Origin of the sequence: Streptomyces sp. NPDC057654 (assembly GCF_042800135.1) — a bacterium.
Lineage (GTDB): Bacteria > Actinomycetota > Actinomycetes > Streptomycetales > Streptomycetaceae > Streptomyces.
Map to the genome: position 1 here is coordinate 1 of NZ_JBHVHQ010001251.1, position 1,798 is coordinate 1,798.

2 protein-coding genes are annotated in these 1,798 nt (G+C 67.7%); both read right to left on the minus strand.

From position 1 onward, the window contains the following. On the minus strand, positions 1–191 hold a 191-nt coding region (gene rpmE / locus ACFU99_RS42535; RefSeq protein WP_384403852.1), incomplete at its 3' end, for a 50S ribosomal protein L31. 251 nt (positions 192–442) lie between these two features. Beyond that, entirely contained in the window at positions 443–1,555 is a 1,113-nt protein-coding gene (locus ACFU99_RS42540; RefSeq protein WP_384403855.1) for an LCP family protein, read from the minus strand. Positions 1,556–1,798: the final 243 nt, after the last annotated feature.

The following is a 1,798-nucleotide window of genomic DNA, read 5'->3' on the forward strand; positions in this document are numbered from 1 at the left end:
GCCTCGAACCGCGCCACACGGCCACCGGTGTCGAGGATCTTCTGCTTGCCCGTGTAGAACGGGTGGCACTCGGAGCAGATGTCGGCACGGATGGTGCCGCCCGTGACCGAGCTGCTACGCGTGGTGAAGGAGGCGCCGCAGGTGCAGCTGACCTGGGTCTCGATGTATTCCGGGTGGATGTCGCGCTTCAAGGGGTGCTCCTAGGTTCGGGAGGGTGCCGGGTCGTAGAGGCGGGATTGCCTTACGTGAACCGGGACCAGCGGACCAGTTTGCCAGTACTGGCCGCATACCCCAAAACCGGGGTGCGGGCCCGGATATTCCCGGGCCCCGCCGGGCCGGTGCGCGGGGGCGTACGGACCGCCGCCGCACCCGCGCCGCGCGTACGCCCGTCCCGCCGCCTGCCCCGCCGCCAGACCGCGCCGCGGGCCGGTACGCCGGACCCTCACTTGACCACGTCGTCGGCGCCGGTCTTGTCGCCCGCGGAGCCCTTGACGGCGTCCTCGGGGATCGGCTGGTCGTCGTGGAGCGCCTGCCAGATCCGGCTCGCCTTGGAGTCCAGCGGCACGACCCGGTTGGGGTCGCTGGCGTCGTAGGTGACGGGCAGCGTCACCATCCGCATGTCGCCGGAGCCGATGGATTTGAGGCCGTTCGCGAAGTCCAGCAGCTTGTTGACGGAGGCCAGGTCGGAGTCGGTGGTCAGCGCCGAGGTGGCGGTGTCGGCGATCCCGTACAGCTTGCCGGGGCTGGTGAACAGGCCGATCGACTTCATCTGGTCGAGCAGCGCCTTGATGAACGCCTGCTGGAGCTTGATCCGGCCGAGGTCGCTGCCGTCGCCGACGCCGTGCCGGGTCCGTACCAGCCCGAGCGCCTGCTCGCCGTGGAGCGTGTGGGTGCCCGCCGCGAGGTCGAGGTGGCTGTCCTTGTCGTGTATCGGCTTGGTGGTGGTGATCTTGACGCCGCCGAGCTCGTCGATGAGCTTCTGGAAGCCGGCGAAGTCGACTTCCAGGTAGTGGTCCATGCGGATGCCGGTCATCTGCTCGACGGTCTTGACCGCACAGGCCGGTCCGCCGACGGAGTAGGAGTCGTTGAACATGGCGCTCTTGACGGGCGGCGTAGTCGTGCCGTCCGGCGCCTTGCATTCCGGTCGGGATACGAGCGTGTCACGCGGTATGGAAACAACGCTGGCCGTCTTATGGCCCTTGTAGACATGCACGATCATCGCGGTGTCGGAGCGGGCGCTGCCCTCGTCCTTGCCGTATTTGCCATTCGCCCCGGCCCGCGAGTCGGAGCCGAGCACGAGTATGTCCTGCGAGCCGTTGTCGATGTTCTCGGGGCGGTTCGTGCCGAGGGCGGCGTTGATGTCGACGCCGGTCAGATTCCCATTGAACTTGAAGTAGAGAAAGCCGAGACCGCCACCGCCCAGCAGTACCAGGCCGGCGGCTATCCAGGCGGTGATCAGCAGCGCCTTGCGGCGCGGGCTGCGCGCCTTGCGGCGGCGGCCACGGGCGCGGCGGCGGTGGCCCGCGCCTTGCCCGCTGTTGCTCTCCTGTGCCATCCGCTCCTCAATCCTCCGCTGTGCTCGGTTACCCCCTGCCGTATTGGTCAGGCGCGGTTTCTCGGTCGTCTATGAGACGCCGAGGCAAGCGTCAGGGTTGCACAGCGGGCTTTAAGGACATTCTTAGAAACCGCTTGTCCCGGCTGACCGGCGGATACGCCTGCGCGCCCGCGACCTGCGATTTCAAGCGGAATCCGGGGGACCGTTCCGAGGGGCTGTGCCGGTGATTCCTGTGTTGTAGAT